The following is a 22,179-nucleotide window of genomic DNA, read 5'->3' as shown; positions in this document are numbered from 1 at the left end:
GACGTTTTGAGTGTCAAAGTTATAGGGTCAAGCCTCACGGGCAATTAGTACTGGTTAGCTTAACGCATTACTGCGCTTCCACACCCAGCCTATCAACGTCCTGGTCTTGAACGACCCTTCAGGGGGCTCTAGGCCCCGGCAAGACTCATCTTGAGACGAGTTTCCCGCTTAGATGCTTTCAGCGGTTATCTCTTCCGCACTTAGCTACTCGGCGATGCCACTGGCGTGACAACCGATACACCAGAGGTGCGTCCACTCCGGTCCTCTCGTACTAGGAGCAGGCTCTCTCAATCTTGCAGCGCCCACGGAAGATAGGGACCAAACTGTCTCACGACGTTTTAAACCCAGCTCACGTACCTCTTTAAATGGCGAACAGCCATACCCTTGGGACCGGCTACAGCCCCAGGATGAGATGAGCCGACATCGAGGTGCCAAACACCGCCGTCGATATGAACTCTTGGGCGGTATCAGCCTGTTATCCCCAGAGTACCTTTTATCCGTTGAGCGATGGCCCTTCCATACAGAACCACCGGATCACTTTGTCCTACTTTCGTACCTGCTCGACTTGTCAGTCTCGCAGTCAAGCACGCTTATGCCAATGCACTATCAACACGATTTCCGACCGTATTTAGCGTACCTTCGAACTCCTCCGTTACACTTTGGGAGGAGACCGCCCCAGTCAAACTGCCCACCATACACTGTCCCCAACCCGGATAACGGGCCAAGGTTAGAACCTCAAACACACCAGGGTGGTATTTCAACGTTGGCTCCACCCGATCTAGCGACCGGGTTTCAAAGCCTCCCACCTATCCTACACAGATCTGTTCAAAGTCCAATGTAAAGCTACAGTAAAGGTTCATGGGGTCTTTCCGTCTTTCCGCGGGGAGATTGCATCATCACAAACATTTCAACTTCGCTGAGTCTCTGGAGGAGACAGTGTGGCCATCATTACTCCATTCGTGCAGGTCGGAACTTACCCGACAAGGAATTTCGCTACCTTAGGACCGTTATAGTTACGGCCGCCGTTTACTGGGACTTCAGTCAAGAGCTTGCACCCCATCATTTAATCTTCCAGCACCGGGCAGGAGTCACACCCTATACGTCGACTTTCGTCTTTGCAGAGTGCTGTGTTTTTAATAAACAGTTGCAGCCACCGATTCTCTGCGGCCTCATTGGGCTAACCAAGTAAATGGATCACCTACTAAAGGCACACCTTCTTCCGAAGTTACGGTGTCAATTTGCCGAGTTCCTTCTCCAGAGTTCTCTCAAGCGCCTTAGAATACTCATCTCGCGCACCAGTGTCGGTTTGCGGTACGGTCGTCAATAGCTGAAGCTTAGTGGCTTTTCCTGGAAGCAGGGTATCACTCACTTCGTCTGCAAGCAGACTCGTTATCACCCCTCATCTAAGCCCGGCGGATTTGCCTACCAGGCACGACTACAGGCTTGAACCGGGACATCCAACACCCGGCTGAGCTAACCTTCTCCGTCCCCACATCGCACTATTGATCGGTACAGGAATATTGACCTGTTTCCCATCAGCTACGCATCTCTGCCTCGCCTTAGGGGCCGACTCACCCTACGCCGATGAACGTTGCGTAGGAAACCTTGCGCTTTCGGCGAGGGGGCTTTTCACCCCCTTTAACGCTACTCATGTCAGCATTCGCACTTCTGATACCTCCAGCAGGCCTCACGACCCACCTTCACAGGCGTACAGAACGCTCTCCTACCACGCACAGTAAACTGTGCATCCGCAGCTTCGGTAACTGGCTTAGCCCCGTTACATCTTCCGCGCAGGACGACTCGATCAGTGAGCTATTACGCTTTCTTTAAATGATGGCTGCTTCTAAGCCAACATCCTGACTGTTTTAGCCTTCCCACTTCGTTTCCCACTTAGCCAATTTTAGGGACCTTAGCTGGCGGTCTGGGTTGTTTCCCTCTTGAGTCCGGACGTTAGCACCCGGTGCTCTGTCTCCCAAGCTGTACTCTTCGGTATTCGGAGTTTGCATAGGTTTGGTAAGTCGCCATGACCCCCTAGCCTAAACAGTGCTCTACCCCCGAAGGTAATACTTGAGGCACTACCTAAATAGTTTTCGGAGAGAACCAGCTATCTCCAGGTTTGTTTAGCCTTTCACCCCTATCCACAGCTCATCCGCTAGTTTTGCAACACTAGTCGGTTCGGACCTCCAGCACCTGTTACGGTACCTTCATCCTGGCCATGGATAGATCACCTGGTTTCGGGTCTACACCCAGCGACTGAATCGCCCTATTCGGACTCGATTTCTCTACGGCTACCCTATTCGGTTAACCTCGCCACTGAATGTAAGTCGCTGACCCATTATACAAAAGGTACGCAGTCACCCTTGCGGGCTCCTACTTTTTGTATGCATGCGGTTTCAGGATCTATTTCACTCCCTCCCGGGGTTCTTTTCGCCTTTCCCTCACGGTACTTGTTCACTATCGGTCGATTACGAGTATTTAGCCTTGGAGGATGGTCCCCCCATATTCAGACAGGATTTCACGTGTCCCGCCCTACTCTATTCGTGCCTAGTTCCACAATCGACATTTCTCATACGGGGCTATCACCCGCTATGGCCGGACTTTCCATTCCGTTCTGATATGCCAACTGCTAAAACACGAGGGCTACTCCGATTTCGCTCGCCACTACTTTCGGAATCTCGGTTGATGTCTTTTCCTCGAGCTACTGAGATGTTTCAGTTCACCCGGTTCGCCTCGCATACCTATGTATTCAGTATGCGATACCTCTAATCGAGGTGGGTTTCCCCATTCGGAAATCTCCGGATCAAAGCTTATTTGCCAGCTCCCCGAAGCTTATCGCAGGCTATCACGTCCTTCGTCGCCTGTAATCGCCAAGGCATCCACCACATGCACTTAGTCACTTGACCCTATAACTTTGACATCCGCAGATGTCGTCAAGGACAGATGCTCAACAACTTGAGCATTTATTTGAGTATCACGCGTTCGCCGTTCTTCAATTTCTACTCTTTTCAGAGTTGAAGTTTGTTGACGCAATCAAATGTCGCTGGCGGCACGGTGCCGCGCCCCTTTACGAAGCGCTAAGCTTTCCGCCAGCAACGCTGATTCGACTCTACGAATTGTTAAAGAACAACAGCCGACTAAAAGTCGAGACTGGCAAACCACAGTGCCCATTTGGACGCTGTGGTTTGCCACCCATGTGAAGTGATTGGTGGAGGATGACGGGATCGAACCGACGACCCCCTGCTTGCAAAGCAGGTGCTCTCCCAGCTGAGCTAATCCCCCAAGATCTTGACGATCCCCGTGGTGGGTCTGGCTGGATTCGAACCAGCGACCCCCGCCTTATCAAGACGGTGCTCTAACCGACTGAGCTACAGACCCACGCGTTTCTTGCGTGCTCCTGTATCGCGCCAACCGGCAAGGCCAGCTCACCAGGCTCACGCGTTTTCTCACTCACTGTTGTGTGTCTACAGCCGATAAGTGTGGGCGCGCTGAACTCGCTTATGTGGACTCGACTCAATTCTCTGACCTAAGCCAGACAACGGTCTTGTCATCTCTAGAAAGGAGGTGATCCAGCCGCACCTTCCGATACGGCTACCTTGTTACGACTTCACCCCAGTCACGAACCCTGCCGTGGTAATCGCCCTCCTTGCGGTTAGGCTAACTACTTCTGGCAGAACCCGCTCCCATGGTGTGACGGGCGGTGTGTACAAGACCCGGGAACGTATTCACCGCGGCAAGCTGATCCGCGATTACTAGCGATTCCGACTTCACGCAGTCGAGTTGCAGACTGCGATCCGGACTACGACCGGGTTTCTGGGATTAGCTCCCCCTCGCGGGTTGGCAGCCCTCTGTCCCGGCCATTGTATGACGTGTGTAGCCCTACCCATAAGGGCCATGATGACCTGACGTCATCCCCACCTTCCTCCGGTTTGTCACCGGCAGTCTCATTAGAGTGCCCTTTCGTAGCAACTAATGACAAGGGTTGCGCTCGTTGCGGGACTTAACCCAACATCTCACGACACGAGCTGACGACGGCCATGCAGCACCTGTGTCCAGGTTCTCTTTCGAGCACTCCCACATCTCTGCAGGATTCCTGGCATGTCAAGGGTAGGTAAGGTTTTTCGCGTTGCATCGAATTAAACCACATCATCCACCGCTTGTGCGGGTCCCCGTCAATTCCTTTGAGTTTCAACCTTGCGGCCGTACTCCCCAGGCGGTCAACTTCACGCGTTAGCTACGTTACTGAGAAGAAACCCTCCCAACAACCAGTTGACATCGTTTAGGGCGTGGACTACCAGGGTATCTAATCCTGTTTGCTCCCCACGCTTTCGTGCATGAGCGTCAGTACAGGTCCAGGGGATTGCCTTCGCCATCGGTGTTCCTCCGCATATCTACGCATTTCACTGCTACACGCGGAATTCCATCCCCCTCTACCGTACTCTAGCCATGCAGTCACAAATGCAGTTCCCAGGTTGAGCCCGGGGATTTCACATCTGTCTTGCATAACCGCCTGCGCACGCTTTACGCCCAGTAATTCCGATTAACGCTTGCACCCTACGTATTACCGCGGCTGCTGGCACGTAGTTAGCCGGTGCTTATTCTTCAGGTACCGTCATGAACCCCCAGTATTAGTAGGAGTCTTTTCTTCCCTGACAAAAGCGGTTTACAACCCGAAGGCCTTCTTCCCGCACGCGGCATGGCTGGATCAGGGTTGCCCCCATTGTCCAAAATTCCCCACTGCTGCCTCCCGTAGGAGTCTGGGCCGTGTCTCAGTCCCAGTGTGGCTGGTCGTCCTCTCAGACCAGCTACAGATCGTCGGCTTGGTAGGCCTTTACCCCACCAACTACCTAATCTGATATCGGCCGCTCCAATTGCGCGAGGTCTTGCGATCCCCCGCTTTCACCCTCAGGTCGTATGCGGTATTAGCTGCTCTTTCGAGCAGTTATCCCCCACAACTGGGCACGTTCCGATATATTACTCACCCGTTCGCCACTCGTCGCCAGGTTGCCCCGCGTTACCGTTCGACTTGCATGTGTAAGGCATGCCGCCAGCGTTCAATCTGAGCCAGGATCAAACTCTACAGTTCGATCTTGAATAAACTCAACGGAATCGAACAAAGACTACTTTCATAGCTTCATTCTTTCTTCCGTGAGCATCTAGCGATTTAACCTTCTCAGGTCGCTCGTCCAGACGCCCACGCTTATCGGCTGTAAATTCTTAAAGAACATCGAAGCAGCTTTCGCTTCAGGCCTCAGCCTTCCGCCGCTTTCTTCGTCGCGTCGCTAACTTGTCGTCAGCAGCGCAGAAGCGAGATTATGAACGATTTCTTTCGAATCCGTCAAGCAGTCAGAGAAATTATTTTCATCGTCGACTGCGAGAATCTCGCCGCCAAATGAAAACCGGCTTTTGCTGGTTATTCACTCGGCACCTCGGCATACCCTCCGAGGCCGCCGTTCAAAACAATGTCGTGAACAGCGAAGACCGCTAGTCTAGCACGAGTTTTTTCAGTCGCGCAACTCCCGTCATACGGCTTTCATTGAACGTGCGGTGTCCGACCGCCGCCGTCCCGGCGGCGAGGCTGCGGCTCAATGCAGTCTGGATTGCGGCGCCAGCACTTCCAGCGCCGCCTTGGCCGGCTCATCGCTCTCCAGGATGCGAGGCAGTCCAGCGGCCAGTCGAGGCACGTCGGCCCGGAGGATGCGCTGCTTGACCGACGGGATCTGCGACGGATGCATCGAGAAGCTGGTGAGCCCCATACTCAATAGCAGATCGGTGAAGGCGGCATCACCCGCCATCTCGCCACAGACGCTGACATCTTTCCCTGCAGCCCGAGCCTGTCCGATGGCGTTTGCGAGCAGATGCAGAACCGCGGGATGCCACGGGTCATAGAGATGGGCAACCGCCTCGTCGGCGCGGTCGATGGCCAGCGTGTACTGAATGAGGTCGTTCGTTCCGATCGACACGAAGTCCACGTGCTTGAGCAGCTGGGGCAGCATGATCGCCGCCGCCGGCACTTCGACCATCACCCCGAGGTCGACCTCGCCATAGGCCTGGCCCACCTCGTCAAGCTGCGCCTTCACGCGCCTGGCGGCCTCCTGGACCTGACGGATCTCCGCCAGATGGGCGACCATCGGAATCAGCAGCTTCACTTTTCCGAAAGCGCTCGCGCGGTAGATGGCTCGCAGCTGCTGCCGGAACATGCTCGGTTCCGCCAGGCTCCACCGGATCGCCCGGAGGCCCATGGCCGGGTTGAGCACATGTTCGTGCCGGAGCTCATTGACGGACATCCGGTCCAGCGGTTTGTCGGCACCGATGTCCACCGTGCGGATCGTCACCGGAAGACCGGCCATGGCTTCGACCGCGCTCTTATAGGCGGCGAACTGCTCCTCCTCGCTGGGCAGGTCCCCATCGCGATTCATGAACAGGAATTCGCTGCGGAACAGACCGACGCCGGTCGCACCGGACGCCAGGGCCGCCACGGTGTCCCCGGGCAGCTCGATGTTGGCGTGCAATTCGATGCGCTGGCCGTCCATCGTGATCGCCGGCGTATGCCGCAGGCGGGCAAGTCGTGCGTTCTCGAGTTCCGACTGCCGCTGCCGGAAGCGGTATTCCTCCAGCACGATCGGCGACGGGTTGACGATCACCGTACCGGCATCGCCATCGATGATCACCCAATCGTCCTGGCGGATCAGTCGCGACGCTTCACGCGTCCCCACCACGGCGGGAATGGCCATGCTGCGCGCCACGATGGCGGTGTGCGAGGTCTTTCCCCCGATGTCGGTGATGAACCCCTGGAAGACGCTGCGCTTGAACTGGATCATGTCCGCGGGCGCGATGTCCGCAGCCACGAGCAGCAACGGATCCTCCCCGGCGAAGTCCCGGGCCACCACTGCGGCCGGCCCTCCGGGGGCGCGTCGTCCAGTTCCGCCGCGAGTGCGGCCAGGATGCGCTCGACGACCTGCTCCAGATCCGCCTTGCGCTCGCGCAGGTAGTCGTCTTCCATTTCGTCGAACTGGCGCGCCAGGACTTCGAGCTGCGCCGACAGCGCCCATTCGGCGTTGTAGTGACGGTCGACGATCCAGTCGCGTGCCGTATCGACGAGGGCCTCGTCATTCAGCAACAGCAGGTGGACATCCAGGAGCGCGTCAAGCTCGTGCGGCGCGTCGTCGGGCAGTTCCGCCTTCAGGCCCTGCAATTCGCGGGTGACCACGTCGCGGCCCCTCACCAGGCGGGCGTACTCCTGCTCCGCGTCGGCGGCGGCGATGAAGTAATGCGCGACGTCGACGCGGCTGGAAGCGACCAGCACCGCGCGGCCGATCGCCACGCCGCGAGAAACGGGAATGCCGAAGACCTGAAAGCTCATGCGCCGACTTTAGCAGTGGGGGAAAAGCCCGTGACGGCCACGCGACTGTCACGGTTCGTTCACTTGAGGGTCACCGACGCGTCACCCCGTCCGCTCAGCATCGCGGCCATCACTTCAGCGAGGCTTTGCCATGAGGGATCTGCCGCTGCCTACCCTGCCCTTCTCCGATCTGCGCCCTGCCGAAGCGCCTCGGAGGTCACTTCCAGCCAGCTCGCAAGATGCCGTTGTCGATGCTGCGCGCGCTCGCTTCCACGTGGGTTGGGCGCGCACGGAAGGCGAAGTCCGCCAGGCCCAGCGCCTGAGGTACAGGGTCTTCGTCGACGAGATGGGCGCCCGCCTGAGCGTGCCGGCCGGCGCCCCCGCCGGGCACGACATCGACCTCTTCGACCCCTTCTGCGAGCACCTGCTGGTGCGCACGCTCGACAAGCACGGACAGCCCGGCGAGGTCATCGGCACCTACCGCGTGCTGACGCCAGAGGCGGCACGCCGCGCCGGCGGCCTGTACAGCGAGACCGAATTCGACCTGACCCGCCTGCGCTCGCTGCGTCCGCGCATGGTCGAGCTGGGCCGCTCCTGCGTGCACCCGGACCACCGCACCGGCGGCGCGATCATGGCGCTGTGGGGTGCCCTCACCGAATTCATGGTCCGCAACGACCTGGACACGATGATCGGCTGCGCCAGCATCAGCATGCGCGACGGCGGGCACTACGCCGCCAGCCTGTGGCGCCAGCTGGATGCCAGCCACATGGCCGACATCGCGTGGCAGGTGCGCCCGCGCCTGCCGCTGCCGGTCGACGAGTTGCGCCAGGACCTGGTGGTCGAACCGCCGCCGCTGATCAAGGGCTACCTGCGGGTCGGCGCGCGCATCCTCGGCCGTCCGGCCTGGGATCCGGACTTCAACACGGCCGACCTGCCGATGATCATGCGCATCGCGGATCTGCCGGCGCGGTACCGGAAGCACTTCCTGGGCGGTTGACAGCCCGCGGCGAAGCGCCCCGCCTATTGATTACTGGCCTTCGCCGAACTTGTCGTTGACCAGCGCCGTGATCGCGTCGTGCGCGGGTTGCTCGTCCTCGCCGGAGGTCTCGAGCTCGACTTCCGCGCCGATGCCCGCGGCCAGCATCATGACGCCCATGATGCTCTTGGCATTCACGCGGCGGCCGTTGCGGGTCATGAAGACCTCCGCCTTGAACCCCCCGCCAACTTCGTCAACTTCGCCGATGCCCGGGCATGCAGGCCCAGCTTGTTGCTGATGGTGAGGGTCGACTTGATCATGAGCAGGAAGGTTGGGACGAGGAGTTGTTGGAGGCGCAGGGCGCCGTCGCGTCGCACAGGATGCCCTGGGTACCGCCCTGGCTGGCGCGCTGGACCAGCGCATCCAGCCCTTCACCGGCATAGCACAGCGAGCGCCACAGCATCGGCACGTTGACGCCGGTCAGCACCTTCACCTGCTCGCCCTGCAGGCGCAGCGCGGCATTCGTCGGTGTCGCCCCGTAGACGTCGGTCAGCACCAGGGTCTGCTGGTGTCCGGAGGCGTTGATCAACGCGCGCGCCTGCGACTCGACGTCGTCGGCGCTCATTTCCGGTGTCACGTCCAGCACCCTCAACTGCAGCGAGCAATGCGGGAACGTGTGCTCGGCCACCTGCTTCAGCGCGGTGGCCAGCGGGGCGTGAGCGATCAACAGCAGGCCGGACATGGTCATCATTATCGTGCGGCGCAGCATGGTGCGGGCGCCGCTCGCACAAACCCTCAATCGTGGGGAGGATGCCCCGCCTCTCCCGCGCCGCGCGCCCTTACTTATTGAGGGAGCTCCACCGAGCCGAGGAACACGTCCCAGGCCTCCGGATCCAGGCGTTCACCCTGCATCAACAATTGATACAGCCGGCCGCCGCGGGAGAACACCGCCTGCCGGACCTGCTGGCGTGGCTGACCGGAACGGGCCTCGAAGGACTGCTGGAACGCTTCCGGGTCGGTCGCCATGCCGCGCACACCCAACGGCGCGGACGCCTGCGCGGCCATCTGGCGGGCAACCCCCTCATGCATGCGTCGCATCGCGGCCGACGTCGCCCCGGCATCGCCGAGGTCGGTCCAGGTCAATGAGAACTGGACGCCCCGGGCCTTGCAGCTCATCGAACGCACGGCCACCTCCTGTCCGGACGGACCGGGCTGCGTGCGCTCCTCGCGATCAGGCTTGCAGGGGAACATCAACTGCGCCTGAGCCCCTTCCGGATTCACCTTGCGCCAGTTCAGCGCCGGGCTGCAGCCGGTGGCCAGTGCAAGCACCAGCGCAAGGAGAGGAACAAGTCTGACCGAGCGACGCATCGAACGATTATGAAGGGGCCACAATGGTCCGATGAGCGAAGCGAACTCCCCCACGCCCTCCGCCATGGCCCTGACGGGCGTGCGCGTGCTGGATCTTTCCCGCGTGCTGGCCGGGCCCTGGTGCACGCAGACGCTGGCCGATCTCGGCGCCGATGTGATCAAGGTCGAGCGCCCCCGAAGGGCGGTCACCCCGGGGGGACGACACGCGCGGATGGGGACCTCCCTATCTGAAGGACCGGGCCGGTCAGGACACCGCCGAGGCGGCCTACTACCTCGGCGCGAACCGCAACAAGCGGTCGGTCGCGATCGACATCGCCAGTCCGAGGGGTCAGGACTTGATCCGGGAACTGGCGCGGCGCGCGGACGTGCTGGTCGAGAACTACAAGGTCGGCGACCTGACCCGCTATGGACTGGACGCTGCGGCGCTCCGAGAGATCAATCCCCGGCTGGTGTTCTGCTCGGTGACCGGCTTCGGCCAGACCGGACCCTACCGGGATCGCGCCGGCTACGACTACGCGGTCCAGGGCCTGGGTGGCCTGATGAGCGTCACCGGCGAAGCCGACGCACTGCCCGGCGGCGGGCCGCAGAAGGTAGGCGTGGCGGTGGCGGACCTCTTCACCGGCATGTACGCGACGGTCGCGATCCTCGCCGCGCTGCGTCACCGGGACGCGACCGGCCAGGGCCAGGTCGTCGACATGGCCTTGCTGGACACGCAGGTCGCGATGCTGGCCAACCTCGGTGCCAACTACCTGACGACCGGCAACGCGCCGCGCCGCATGGGCAACGCACACCAGAACATCGTGCCGTACCAGGTCTTCCAGGCCAGCGACGGCCATCTGATCGTTGCGGTCGGCAACGACGGCCAGTTCGTCAAGTTCTGCGAGCTCCTGGGCCTGCCGGACCTCCCGCGCGATCCGCGCTACGCGACCAACTCGCAGCGGGTCCGGCATCGCGACGACCTGGTCCCGCTGCTGGCCGCGCGCGTCGCGGAAAGACCCAGGCAACACTGGCTGGATGCGATGGAAGCCGCCAAGGTGCCGGGCGGCGCGATCAACGACCTCTCCGAAGTCTTCGACGACGCGCAGGTCCAGCACCGCGGGATGGTGGTGTCGATGGCGCATCCGCAGAGCGATGCGTTGCGGGTGGTCGCCAGTCCGATGAAGTTGTCGGAAACGCCCGTGGCCTACCGATTGCCCCCGCCGCTCATGGGGCAGCACACGGACGAGGTTCTTGCGGAACTCGGACACGGCCCTGACGCAATCGCCGCATGGCGCGAGGAAGGGGTCATTGCATGAGCAGCCAGGATGAGAAGCAAGGTCAGGAATCCACCGGCAAGGGCGTGAACATCGTGCTCGTGCACGGGGCCTGGCTCGGCGCCTGGGCGTGGAAACGCGTGCTCGGACCGCTGCGGGCGGCGGGACATCAGGTGTTTCCAGTGACCTTGAGCGGCGTCGGCGAACGCGCTCATCAACCGCACGGGGATATCCGTCTGCAGACGCACATCGACGACGTGAAAGCGGTCATCGAGTGCGAGGAACTGACCGATGTGCTGCTCGTCGGCCACAGCTACAGCGGCATGGTGATCACCGGCGTCGCGGACCAGATGCCGGACCGCATCGCGCGGCTGGTCTACCTCGACGCCGTCGTGCCGGAGCCGGGCGAATCCTGGTCCAGCCGCCACACGCCGGAGACGCAGGTCCAGCGCCGCGAGTCGATCTCGAAGTTCGGCCATCTGCCGGTGACCGAGCCGAACGGCATGGGGCTGAAGCCGGAGGACTTCGACTGGATGATGCGCTGCCAGCGCCCGCAGCCCGGTGGCGTCTACGACAGCCCGCTCGACTTCGACCAGGCCGCGTGGCTCAAGCGCCCGCGCACCTTCATCGATTGCAACCGTCCCGCGCTCCTCACGATCGCCGCGGCGCGCGAGCGCGCCCGCAGCCAGCCCGGCTGGGAACTCTTCGAGATTCCCACCGGTCATCAGGTCATGGTCTCCGCGCCACGGGACCTCACCGAGCGCCTCCTGATGCTGGCCGAGCGCCAGGCCGAGCGCCAGGCGGAAGGCTCCGGCCGGAGTCCTCGGTAGCAGGGCCCTTGAAGTACGGCACTGGTCGGGGACGGCAGAGCGCGGGGTTCTGGCGCTCGACGCCAGGGCCCTGCGCTCTGGCGGCCAACGCCTGGCCGCTGCAGTCCGGGAACGTCTGCAATCCGCCCCGATTTCCCGAAGAACCGTGAGCCATTTCACGCCATCCACCCAGGGGGCGATTGCCCCCGAGTCACGGGATGGCTTGCCCCCGGACCGCGCGGAACCATGGCGCCTCCCCGCCCCGGCATGCCGCCGGAGGCTTACAAGAACGAGAGAGCATGTCCCGCCCGCCCCCTTCCATTGCCGCGCCGTTGGCGGCCAATGACATGGCGCAGCCCCCGAGCGATTCGCAATGGGGCGACATCGTCCAGCAGCTCGGCGCCGAGATCGCCGGCCCGCTGAGCGCGGCGCTGGAGCGGATCCACACGCTGATCAGCACCGGCCAGATCGATCGCCAGGGCCTGCGGGCGCTGCGCGACTCGGTGGCGCAGGCGCGCGAGGCGGGCATGGTGAGTCAGCAACTGGCACGACTGGCATCGGGACGGTTGCGGCTGTCGCGCGAGCGCGTCCCGCTGACGCAGGTGCTGCGCGGCGTGCTGACGCAACGCAGCCGGGAGACGCAGGCACGCGGCATCCAGATCCGGCAGCTGCTGCAGCCGATCGAGGTGATCACCGACGCGTCGCTGCTGTTCTCGCTGTTGAACGCCGTGATGGACTGGGCGCTGGCCAGCACGCATTCGTCGCTGGAGATGCGCCTGGACCTGACCCCGTGGCCCGCCAAGGCGCGACTGATGTGCCGCTTCGCCCATCGCTCGCTGGACCTGGGCAGCGCCCCGTCGGCGGCGATCAACGCGCCGCCGGAATCGCTGAACTCGCTGCACTGGCGCCTGATCGAGCAGACCGCGTTGACCCTCGGCGTGCTGCCGCTGCGCGAGGACGAGGCCGGCATCACGATGCTGACGCTGGAGTTCCCGCAGGTGGCCGGCGACGAGCCCGCGGTGCCGCAGGAACTGCCGCCCCCGGCGCGACCGGAACGGCCCGAACCGGACGATCCGACGCCATCGCACAACTCGAAGCCGCTGGCGGGCTGCCACCTGCTGATCGTCTCGCCGCGCCGCGAAGTGCGTCAGGAGATCCAGAACGCCGTGCGCCACATGGGCCTGATCATCGACGCGGTCAGCTCGATGGACGAGGCGTTGCAGTTCTGCGAGGAAGGGCTGCCGCACGGCATCGCGTTCGAGCAGTCGATGCGCGACGCCGACTTCGACCGGCTGCGCGTCGACATCACCGGCGAGGTGCCCAGCTTCAGTTTCATCGAGGTGCTGGACGGCGAGCAGCAGACGCAGCTGTCCACGGCCACCGCGGAGCACATGGCGCGGATCTCGCGCCAGAACCTGCAGGACGCGCTGCCGTCGGTGCTGCTGTTCGAGCTGTCCAAGGCGCTCTGACGCGCCTCAAGCCCGACCCGGACGGGGCCCTGACAGGCTCCTGACTTAAGCCCCACCAAAGTGATGGGCGAACGGCCCCGGGCATACACTCCGGCCCCATGAAACTGCCTCGCTGGTCCGGACTCCTGCTGCTGGTCGCCGCCGTCGGTATCGGCGCCGGCCTCGCCTATGAGGGCTTGAAGCCCGAACCTGCCCCGCAGGTGAACTACGTGCTGCTTGACGGCTCGAAGCACGCCTCCGTGCAGGCGTGGCCGGGCAAGGTGATGCTGGTCAACTTCTGGGCGACCTCCTGCACCACCTGCGTCAAGGAAATGCCGCAGGTGATCGCGACGCACCAGAAGTACAAGGACAAGGGTTTCGACACGTTGGCCGTGGCCATGAGCTACGACCCGCCGGCCTACGTCGCCAACTACGCCGAGACCCGCAACCTGCCCTTCGGCGTCGCGATGGACAGCACCGGCGAGATCGCGCGCAGCTTCGGCAAGGTGCAGCTCACGCCGACGACCTTCCTGATCAACAAGCGTGGCGAGATCGTCAAGCGCTTCGTCGGCGAGCCCGACTTCGCGGCGCTGCACGGCACCATCGAGAAGCTGCTCGCCGAAAGCTGAGCCCGCCCTTGCCCCCGGACGATGCCGCTTTCGAGCGGCATTTTTCATGGCGAGGTCGTCCCTCGACCCGGCGCCGAGCCCTCGCGCGGACCACTCGCGAACGCCCCGCAGACCCCTCGCAGAAGCCTCGCAGACCCCTTGCAGAAGCCTCGCAGACCCCTTGGCTACGCGGGTTAGCCCGGACGCTTTGCGATTCTTTTCCTCGGGTACACCAGGCTGCTGTCGCCAGATACTAGGGTAGCGACATAGCAAGCATCGCCCGCCCGAATGAACACGAACAAGAACCTGCCCGGCGCGCCGGGGACTGTCATCGCCCCCTCTCCCACGCTTCGAAGCTCGATCGACAACGAGGCCGGGCGACGCCCTGGATCCTCGGCGTCGTCGTGCTGGCCATCGCGGCCGGCGGCTGGTGGTGGTGGAAGGGCCGCGGCGCTGACGGCGCGGCGGGCGGTCCGCCTCGGCGGCGAGCGGCCCGGCAGGTGCCGGCGGTCCAGGCGGCCAAGGCGGACCTGGAGCCGGCGGCGGCGGTCGCGGCGGCCGCTTCGCCGCCAACCGCGTGCAGCCGGTGTCGGTGATGCCCGCGCGGCTGCAGGACATCCGCCACACCGCGGCCGCGATCGGCACGATCACTGCCTCCAACACCGCCGTCGTGCGGGCGCAGGTCAGCGGCGTGCTGCAGCAGATCCACTTCACCGAAGGTCAGCAGGTCAAGGCTGGCCAGACGCTGGCGCAGATCGACCCGCGCGCCTTCCAGGCCGCGCTCGGCCAGGCCGAGGGCCAGCTCGCCCGCGACAAGGCCACGCTGGACAACGCCCGCATCGACCTGACGCGCTACCAGGACCTGCTCGCCAAGGATGCGATCGCGCGTCAGCAGGTCGACACGCAGCAGGCCACCGTCAACCAGCTCACCGGCACGGTCAAGGCCGACCAGGCCGCCGTCGACAGCGCGCGGCTGCAGGTCACCTACAGCCGGGTGCAGGCGCCGATCTCGGGTCGCGTCGGCCTGAAACAGGCGGACATCGGCAACGTCGTGCAGACCGGCGACACCAACGGCATCGTCAGCATCACGCAGACGCGCCCGATCGCGCTGACCTTCGCGGTGCCCTCGGCGCTGCTGCCGCAGGTGAGCGCGGGGCTGAAGGGCAAGACCGCGATGGCGGTCGAAGCCTGGAGCCGCGACGGCAAGACGCGTCTGGCCACCGGCAAGCTCGCGACCGCCGACAACGCCATCGACATCGCCACCGACACGATCAAGCTGAAGGCGCTGTTCCCGAACGACGACGACGCGCTCTATCCCAACCAGTCGGTCAGCGTGAAGCTGCAGCTCGCGACCGAGCAGAACCGCCTGGCGGTGCCGGCCGCGGCGGTGCTGCGCGGCTCGCAGGGCTTCTACGTCTACGTCGTCGGCGCGGACAACGCCGTCTCCACGCGCGTCGTGCAGACCGGCGCGGTCGATGGCGACTGGATGGCCGTGGACGGCAAGATCGAACCGGGCGAGCGCGTCGTCATCGACGGTGTCGACCGGCTGCGCGAAGGCGCGAAGGTCGAGGTCATCGCCGCCGATCCGAAGCAGCGCGCAGGCGCCAATGCCGCGCCCCGTCGCGGTCGTGGCGCCAGCGCGCCGGGCGGTGCCGCCTCCGGCGCCTGGGGCGAAGGCCGCCGGGCATCGGCGGCGCAAGGCGCTGCGAGCGGCTCCGGCAATCCGGCCGACGCCGCGCTGCGCGCACCGTCCGCGGAAGCGCGCAACGATGCCGCGCAAGCCGGCGGCGAACGTCCGGCCTGGCTGGACCGTCTGCCGCCCGACGTCCAAGAGAAGGTCATGAAGATGAGTCCCGCCGAGCGGGAGGCCTGGATCGCCGAACGCCGCGCCGAACGCGCCAAGCGGCAGGCGGCCTCCGGCGGCGGCAACTGATCGCCGAGGGCAACAGGCCATGGCCATGAACCCGTCCCGTCCCTTCATCGAGCGGCCGGTCGCGACCTCGCTGCTGATGCTGGCCATCCTGCTGGCCGGCCTGCTGGCCTACCGGCTGCTGCCGCTGTCGGCGCTGCCGGAGGTCGACTACCCGACGATCCAGGTCACGACGCTCTACCCGGGCGCGAGCCCCGACGTCATCTCGACCACCGTCACCGCGCCGCTGGAGCGCCAGTTCGGCCAGATGCCGGGCCTGAGCCAGATGACCTCGTCGAGCTCGGGCGGCGCCTCGGTGATCACGCTGCGCTTCTCGCTGGGCCTGTCGCTGGACGTCGCCGAGCAGGAGGTGCAGGCCGCGATCAACGCCGGCAGCAACCTGCTGCCCAGCGACCTGCCGATGCCGCCGGTCTACAGCAAGGTCAATCCGGCCGACGCGCCGGTGATGACGATCGCGGTGACCTCGCCGTCGCTGCCGGTGATCAAGGTGCACGACCTGGTCGAGAACCGCCTCGCGCCCAAGCTGTCGCAGGTGGACGGCGTGGGCCTGGTGAGCATCGCCGGCGGCCGGCGTCCCGCCGTGCGCATCCAGGCGAACCCGCGCGCGCTGGCCGCGCTGGGCATGTCCCTGGACGACGTGCGCAGCGCCATCGCGTCGGCCAACGTCAACCAGGCCAAGGGCAGCTTCGACGGCTCGCAGCGCGCGTCGACGATCGACGCCAACGACCAGCTGCGTTCCGCCGCCGAGTACCAGAACCTGATCATCGCGTGGAAGAACGGCAACCCGCTGCGGCTGAGCGACGTCGCGGAGATCGTCGACGACGCCGAGAACCTGCGCCTGGCGGCCTGGGCCGACACGACGCCCGGCGTGATCCTGAACGTGCAGCGCCAGCCCGGCGCGAACGTGATCCAGACCGTCGACCGCGTGAAGGCGCTGCTGCCCAAGCTGCAGGGCACGCTGCCCGCGTCCGTCGACGTGCAGATCCTGTCCGACCGCACGACGACCATCCGCGCCTCGGTCGACGACACCGAGATCGAGCTGCTGCTCGCGATCGTGCTGGTCGTCGCGGTGATCTTCCTGTTCCTGCGCAGCGGCAGCGCCACGCTGATCCCCAGCGTCGCGGTGCCGCTGTCGCTGATCGGCACCTTCGGCGTGATGTACCTGGCCGGCTTCTCGATCAACAACCTGACGCTGATGGCGCTGACCATCTCGACCGGCTTCGTCGTCGACGACGCGATCGTGATGATCGAGAACATCGCCCGCTACGTCGAGGAAGGCGACTCGCCGATGGAGGCGGCCATCAAGGGCTCCAAGCAGATCGGCTTCACCATCATCTCGCTGACGGTCTCGCTGATCGCGGTGCTGATCCCGCTGCTCTTCATGGGCGACGTCGTCGGCCGGCTGTTCCACGAGTTCGCGATCACGCTGGCGGTGTCCATCCTGATCTCGGCCTTCGTCTCGCTGACGCTGACGCCGATGATGAGCGCGCGGCTGCTCAAGCCCGAGGTGGAGCAGAAGCACTCGCGCCTGGGCACCTGGTTCGGCGAGAAGTTCGAAGCCATGATTCGCGCCTACGGTCGCGGCCTGGACTGGGTGCTGGACCGTCCGGTGCTGACCCTGCTGGGCTTCTTCGGCACGCTGGTCCTGACCGCCCTGCTGTACGTCGTCGTGCCCAAGGGCTTCTTCCCGGTGCAGGACACCGGCCTGCTGCAGGTCATCACCGAGGCGACGCAGAGCACCTCGTTCGACGCGATGAGCGAACGCCAGCAGAAGCTCGCCGAGGTCTTCCTGAAGGATCCCGACGTCGACCACATCGCATCCTTCATCGGCGTCGACGGCGCCAACGCGTCGCTGAACACCGGCCGCATGCAGATCACGCTGAAGCCCTTCGCGTCGCGTCACGCGTCGGCGACGGAGATCATCGCGCGGCTGGGCGACGCGAACCGGCAGGTGCCGGGCATCACCGCCTACATGCAGCCGGTGCAGGACCTGACCATCGAGGACCGCGTGTCCAAGACGCAGTACCAGTTCCTGCTGAGCTCGCCGGACACCGGCGACCTGCAGAAGGCCAACGACCAGTTGCTGGAGCGGCTCAAGGCGCTGCCGCAGCTGGCCGACGTCGCCAGCGACCTTCAGAACCAGGGCCTGCAGGCCTGGGTGCAGATCGACCGCGAGACGGCGGGCCGGCTCGGCGTGACGATCGCGGCGATCGACACCGCGCTCTACAACGCCTTCGGCCAGCGGCTGATCTCGACGATCTACACGCAGTCCAGTCAGTACCGCGTGGTGCTCGAAGCAGCGCCGGAGTTCCGCAGCGGACCGCGCGCGCTCGAAGGGCTGTACGTGCCCGGCAGCACGACGACGACCAGCGCCACCGGTGCGTCGTCGACGAGCTCGGTACAAGTGCCGCTGAACTCGGTCGCGCAGATCATCGAGCGCCCCGCGGCGCTGGCGATCAACCACGTCGCGCAGTTCCCGGCGGCGACGATCTCGTTCAACCTGCCGCCGGGCGTGGCGCTCGGCGACGCGGTGAAGGCCATCAAGGCCGAGCAGGCCAACCTCGACCTGCCCATCAGCGTCGAGACCAGCTTCCAGGGCGCGGCGGAGGCGTTCAGCAACTCGCTGTCGAGCACGCTGTTCCTGATCCTGGCGGCGGTGGTCACGATGTACATCGTGCTGGGCGTGCTCTACGAGAGCTACATCCACCCGGTCACCATCCTGTCGACGCTGCCGTCGGCCGGCGTCGGCGCGCTGCTGGCGCTGCTGCTGGGCGGGCTGGACCTGGGGATCATCGCGATCATCGGCATCGTGCTGCTGATCGGCATCGTCAAGAAGAACGCGATCATGATGATCGACTTCGCGCTGGAGGCCGAGCGGGAACAGGGGCTCGAACCGCGCGCCGCGATCCACCAGGCCTCGCTGCTGCGCTTCCGTCCGATCCTGATGACGACGATGGCCGCGCTGCTGGGCGCGCTGCCACTGATGCTGGGCACCGGCGTCGGCCATGAGCTGCGGCATCCGCTGGGCGTGACCATGGTCGGCGGCCTGATCGTGAGCCAGCTGCTGACGCTGTTCACGACCCCGGTGATCTATCTCGGCTTCGCGCGGATGGCGCAGCGCTGGCGCGAGCGCCGCGGCGTGAAGCGCGAGACACGCGCCGCCGAGGAACGCCATGGTCCCGACGCGCCGCAGATCGCCGATCCGGCTGGGCCGGTCGGCCCGATCGCTCCGGCCGGGCCGGTCGGCTCGGCGGGTCCTGGCGGAGACCTGCGATGAACATTTCGGCGCCGTTCATCGCGAGGCCGGTCGCGACGACGCTGATCACGATCGGCATCGCGCTGGCGGGGATGCTCGGTTATCACTTCCTGCCGATCGCACCGCTGCCGCAGGTGGACTTCCCGACGATCTCGGTGTCCGCCTCGCTGCCGGGCGCGAGCCCGGACACGATGGCCGCGACCGTGGCGACGCCGCTGGAGCGCGCGCTCGGCAGCATCGCCGGCGTCACCGAGATCACCTCGCGTTCCGCGCTGGGATCGAGCAACGTCACGCTGCAGTTCGACCTGAGCCGCGACATCGACGGCGCCGCGCGCGACGTGCAGGCCGCGATCAACGCGGCGCGCACGCTGCTGCCGACCGGCATGCCGAGCAACCCGACCTACCGCAAGGTCAACCCGGCCGACGCGCCGATCATGATCCTGGCGCTGACCTCGCAGACGCTGACGCGCGGCCAGATGTACGACACCGCCTCGACAGTGCTGGCGCAGCGCCTGGCGCAGGTCGGTGGCGTCGGGCAGGTGAATGTCGGCGGCGGCGCGCTGCCGGCGGTGCGGGTCGAGCTCAACCCGGACAAGCTGGCGGCCAACGGCATCTCGCTGGACCAGGTGCGCCAGGCCATCACCAACACCAACGCCAACCGGCCCAAGGGCGCGGTCGAGCAGTCCGGCCGCTACTGGCAGGTCGGCGCGAACGACCAGGCGCGCACCGCGGCCGAGTACGCGCCGGTGGTGCTGTCCTACCGCGACGGCGCCGCGCTGCGGCTGCGCGACGTGGCGGACGTGAGCGACTCGGTCCAGGACGTGCGCAACTACGGCGCCTCCAACGGCCAGCCGGCGATCCTGCTGTTCATCCAGAAGGAACCGGGCGCCAACATCATCGAGACGGTCCAGCATGTGCGCGAGCTGCTGCCGCGCTTGCAGGCCTCGATCCCGCCAGCGATCGACCTCAAGGTCATCAGCGACCGCACGCCGACCATCCGCGCCTCGCTGGACGAGGTGCAGCGCGCGATGGCGATCGCCGTCGGCCTGGTCATCCTCGTGGTGCTGCTGTTCCTGCGCAGCTGGCGCGCGACGTTGCTGCCCGCGGTCGCCGTGCCCGTGTCGCTGGCCGGCACCTTCGGCGTGATGTACCTGTGCGGCTACAGCCTGGACAACCTGTCGGCGATGGCGCTGACGGTGGCCACCGGTTTCGTCGTCGACGACGCGATCGTCGTGCTCGAGAACATCACCCGCTACATCGAGCAGGGCCTCCAGCCCGTCGAGGCCGCGCTGCGCGGTGCGCGCGAGATCGGCTTCACGGTGATCTCGATCAGCCTGTCGCTGGTGGCGGTGTTCATCCCCATCCTGCTGATGGGCGGCGTCGTCGGACGGCTGTTCCGCGAATTCGCGGTCGTGCTGTCGGCCTCCATCCTGGTGTCGATGATCGTCTCGCTGACGACGACGCCGATGATGGCCTCGCGCGTGCTCAAGCCGCGCAAGGAACCCGAGCCCGGTGCCGCGAAGAAGCATAAGGGCTGGTTCGCTCGTGCCGCCGGCCGCTTCAACCGCGGGCTGGCGCGCGGCTACCGGCGCTCGCTGATGTGGACGCTGCGGCATCAGCCGGTGGCGCTGCTGTCGCTCGTCGCGGTGGTCGCGCTGAACGTGCACCTCTACGGCGCGATCCCCAAGACCTTCTTCCCGCAGCAGGACACCGGCGTGCTGATCGGCGGCGTGCAGGCGGACCAGGGCAGCTCCTTCGAGATGATGCGCCAGCGGGTCGACCGCTTCATGGAGATCATCCTGTCCGACCCGGCGGTCGAGAACGTCAACGGCAATACCGGCGGCGGCCAGCGCAACGGCGCCAACTTCTACATCACGCTCAAGCCGCTGAAGGAGCGCAAGGTCTCGGCCGACCAGGTCGTGAACCGGCTGCGCGACAAGATGGCGCACGAGCCCGGCGCCAACCTGTTCCTGGTGCCGGTGCAGGACATCCGCATCGGCGGGCGGCAGGCCAACGCGCAGTACCAGTTCACGCTGCAGGCGGACGACCTCGACGTCCTGCGCGAATGGGAACCCCGCGTGCGCAACGCGCTGTCGCAGCTGCCGGACCTGACCGACGTCAACACCGACCAGCAGGACAAGGGCGTGCAGACCTCGCTGGTCATCGACCGCGACGCGGCCGCGCGGCTGGGCGTGACGGTGAGCACCATCGACACGACCTTGAACAACGCCTTCGGCCAACGCCAGGTGGGCGTCATCTACAACCCGCTGAACCAGTACCGCGTGGTCATGGAGCTGGCGCCGCAGTACCTGCAGGGGCCGGAGACGCTGCGCAAGCTCTACGTCACCAGCAGCGCCGGCGCGCAGGTCCCGCTGCCGGCCTTCAGCCGGGTCGAGACGACCAACACGCCGCTGTCGGTGAACCACCAGAGCGGCTCGCCGGCGTCGACGATCAGCTTCAACCTGCCCGAAGGCGTCTCGCTGTCGCAGGCCACGGACGCGATCAACAACGCGATGTCGGAACTGGGCGTGCCGGTGTCGGTGCGCGGCACCTTCGCGGGCACCGCCAACGCCTTCCAGGACGCGCTCAAGTCTCAGCCCATCCTGATCGGCGCGGCCATCATCGCGATCTACCTGGTGCTGGGCATGCTCTACGAGAGCCTGGTCCATCCGGTGACCATCCTCTCCACGCTGCCGTCGGCCGGCGTGGGCGCGCTGCTGGCGCTGATGATGTTCAACACGGAGTTCTCCATCATCGCGTTGATCGGCGTGATCCTGCTGATCGGCATCGTCAAGAAGAACGCGATCATGATGATCGACTTCGCCATCGCGCGGCAGCGCACGACGGCCCACCTCACGGCCGGCGCGGCGATCTTCCGCGCCGCCAAGCTGCGGCTGCGGCCGATCCTGATGACGACTTTCGCCGCGATCTTCGGCGCGGTGCCGCTCGCGCTGGGCAGCGGCGACGGCGCCGAGCTGCGCAAGCCGCTGGGCATCGCCATCGTCGGCGGCCTGATCCTGAGCCAGGTGCTGACGCTGTACACGACCCCGGTCGTCTTCGTGACGATGGAGCGGCTGCGCCAGCGCGTGATGAAGCGCCGCGCGGCCAAGGCTGGCAGAGCGTCAGAGGTCGCGCCCCCGATGAATCCCGAGCCGCCCGCGGCGCCGACCCTGCAGGGCTGAAACATGCAGA

At 64.9% G+C, this 22,179-nt stretch carries 9 protein-coding genes, 2 tRNA genes, 2 rRNA genes and 3 pseudogenes; 8 read left to right on the top strand and 8 right to left on the bottom strand.

Going from position 1 to position 22,179, the window contains the following annotated elements; translation table 11 throughout:
- Window positions 1–23: 23 nt before the first annotated feature.
- From ACQ86G_RS09700 to ptsP, 5 genes and pseudogenes are all read right to left on the bottom strand, one after another.
- A 23S ribosomal RNA gene (locus ACQ86G_RS09700) occupies window positions 24–2,903 on the bottom strand.
- 300 nt (window positions 2,904–3,203) lie between these two features.
- A tRNA-Ala gene (locus ACQ86G_RS09695) sits at window positions 3,204–3,279 on the bottom strand.
- A 19-nt stretch (window positions 3,280–3,298) separates the two neighbouring features.
- A tRNA-Ile gene (locus tag ACQ86G_RS09690) sits at window positions 3,299–3,375 on the bottom strand.
- A gap of 179 nt (window positions 3,376–3,554) precedes the next feature.
- A 16S ribosomal RNA gene (locus tag ACQ86G_RS09685) occupies window positions 3,555–5,083 on the bottom strand.
- The 16S and 23S rRNA genes sit together here with 2 tRNA genes alongside, the layout of an rRNA operon.
- 499 nt (window positions 5,084–5,582) lie before the next feature.
- A pseudogene (gene ptsP, locus ACQ86G_RS09680) lies at window positions 5,583–7,360 on the bottom strand (phosphoenolpyruvate--protein phosphotransferase).
- Window positions 7,361–7,490: 130 nt separating this feature from the next.
- Here ptsP and ACQ86G_RS09675 point away from each other — a divergent pair.
- On the top strand, window positions 7,491–8,336 hold the full coding sequence (locus tag ACQ86G_RS09675) for a GNAT family N-acetyltransferase (protein ID WP_431260379.1): 846 nt from the start codon (window positions 7,491–7,493) through the stop codon (window positions 8,334–8,336).
- A 30-nt stretch (window positions 8,337–8,366) separates the two neighbouring features.
- Here ACQ86G_RS09675 and ACQ86G_RS09670 read toward each other — a convergent pair.
- The 3 genes and pseudogenes from ACQ86G_RS09670 to ACQ86G_RS09660 form a co-directional block, all read right to left on the bottom strand.
- Window positions 8,367–8,635: pseudogene (locus tag ACQ86G_RS09670) on the bottom strand (HPr family phosphocarrier protein).
- The gene (locus ACQ86G_RS09665; protein WP_331616360.1) at window positions 8,632–9,057 is read right to left on the bottom strand and encodes a PTS sugar transporter subunit IIA; all 426 of its coding nucleotides are present in this window, start codon (window positions 9,055–9,057) and stop codon (window positions 8,632–8,634) included. Before ACQ86G_RS09665 ends, ACQ86G_RS09670 begins: the two are co-directional and overlap by 4 nt.
- Window positions 9,058–9,158: 101 nt before the next feature.
- Window positions 9,159–9,644, bottom strand: coding sequence for a hypothetical protein (locus tag ACQ86G_RS09660; RefSeq protein ID WP_431260378.1), 486 nt, complete (start codon window positions 9,642–9,644; stop codon window positions 9,159–9,161).
- Between the two features lie 70 nt (window positions 9,645–9,714).
- Between ACQ86G_RS09660 and ACQ86G_RS09655 the strand changes: the two are divergent.
- From ACQ86G_RS09655 to ACQ86G_RS09625, 7 genes and pseudogenes are all read left to right on the top strand, one after another.
- A pseudogene (locus ACQ86G_RS09655) lies at window positions 9,715–10,978 on the top strand (CaiB/BaiF CoA transferase family protein).
- Entirely contained in the window at window positions 10,975–11,766 is a 792-nt protein-coding gene (locus ACQ86G_RS09650) for an alpha/beta fold hydrolase (RefSeq protein ID WP_431260377.1), read from the top strand. Before ACQ86G_RS09655 ends, ACQ86G_RS09650 begins: the two are co-directional and overlap by 4 nt.
- A 278-nt stretch (window positions 11,767–12,044) precedes the next feature.
- A complete protein-coding gene (locus tag ACQ86G_RS09645; protein WP_431260376.1) occupies window positions 12,045–13,214 on the top strand; it encodes a hypothetical protein in 1,170 nt (389 codons plus the stop codon).
- 98 nt (window positions 13,215–13,312) lie between these two features.
- A complete protein-coding gene (locus ACQ86G_RS09640) occupies window positions 13,313–13,822 on the top strand; it encodes a TlpA family protein disulfide reductase (RefSeq protein WP_088407718.1) in 510 nt (169 codons plus the stop codon).
- A 556-nt stretch (window positions 13,823–14,378) separates the two neighbouring features.
- Window positions 14,379–15,734, top strand: a complete 1,356-nt coding sequence (locus ACQ86G_RS09635; protein WP_431260375.1) for an efflux RND transporter periplasmic adaptor subunit — start codon at window positions 14,379–14,381, stop codon at window positions 15,732–15,734.
- A 25-nt stretch (window positions 15,735–15,759) separates the two neighbouring features.
- Entirely contained in the window at window positions 15,760–19,008 is a 3,249-nt protein-coding gene (locus ACQ86G_RS09630; RefSeq protein ID WP_431260374.1) for an MdtB/MuxB family multidrug efflux RND transporter permease subunit, read from the top strand.
- Complete coding sequence (locus ACQ86G_RS09625; protein WP_431260373.1) at window positions 19,005–22,169, top strand: multidrug efflux RND transporter permease subunit; 3,165 nt, start codon at window positions 19,005–19,007, stop codon at window positions 22,167–22,169. Before ACQ86G_RS09630 ends, ACQ86G_RS09625 begins: the two co-directional genes overlap by 4 nt.
- Window positions 22,170–22,179: the final 10 nt, after the last annotated feature.

Origin of the sequence: Roseateles chitinivorans (assembly GCF_050632145.1) — a bacterium.
In the GTDB taxonomy this organism is placed as follows: domain Bacteria; phylum Pseudomonadota; class Gammaproteobacteria; order Burkholderiales; family Burkholderiaceae_C; genus Roseateles; species Roseateles chitinivorans_B.
Note: the sequence above shows the minus strand (reverse complement) of the source record. Positions and strands in the feature narration are given on the sequence as shown.